Origin of the sequence: Mesorhizobium sp. M0598, assembly GCF_040320865.1 — a bacterium.
Lineage (GTDB): Bacteria > Pseudomonadota > Alphaproteobacteria > Rhizobiales > Rhizobiaceae > Mesorhizobium.
Window position 1 is genome coordinate 1 of the sequence record NZ_JAMYQL010000117.1, and the last position, 814, is coordinate 814.

Here is an 814-nt window from a genome sequence, read left to right on the forward strand (position 1 = left end):
ACCGCCCTTTGTCGTTTGGCGGGGGGGGCGGGTTTTTTTTTAAACCACCCGGCCCTACCCCCCCTACTTTTGTGCCACAAACTTAGGACCAAAAACCCGGGCCGGCCCCCGGGGCGGCCGGCGATTTCCTGCCTATTGCGGAGTCATCGATGTCCAGCCCGGAAAATCCGATCCTGTCGGTCACCCGCGTGGAGGCCGTCTACAACGGCGCCATCGCCGCCCTGCACGGTGTCGACCTGTCGGTCGGCAAAGGCGAGATCGTCGCACTGCTCGGCTCCAACGGCGCCGGCAAGACGACGCTGCTACGCGCCATATCCAATCTCCTCCCGGCCGAGCGCGGCACCGTTACCGCTGGCCGGATCACTTTCGAGGCCGAGGATGTCTCCAGGGCAAGCCCCTCCCACCTCGTCCGCAAGGGTCTGGTCCAGGTCCTCGAGGGCCGACACTGCTTCCGCTCGCTGACGATCGAGGAGAACCTTCTGACCGGCGCGCTCGGGCGTTCGTCCTCGCGCACCGGCGTCAAGGCCGACCTCGACCGCGTCTATGCGCTTTTCCCCAGGCTCGCCGAGAAGCGGCGAACCCGGTCCGGCCTCACCTCCGGCGGCGAGCAGCAGATGACGGCTATCGGCCGCGGTCTGATGTCGCGGCCGAAACTCTTCGTGCTGGACGAGCCTTCGATGGGGCTGGCGCCGCTGATCGTCGACGAGATTTTTAGCGCCTTGAAGCGGCTCAATCGGGACGAAGATCTTTCGATCCTTGTCGCCGAGCAGAATTCGGCAGTGACGCTGAAATATGCCGACCGCGCCACCGTGCT

Annotated in this window: 1 protein-coding gene; it reads left to right on the forward strand. The window is 65.2% G+C overall.

The features are described from left to right. Positions 1-149: 149 nt before the first annotated feature. The coding region (locus tag NKI59_RS34995; protein ID WP_352709078.1) for an ABC transporter ATP-binding protein at positions 150-814 on the forward strand (665 nt) is incomplete at its 3' end.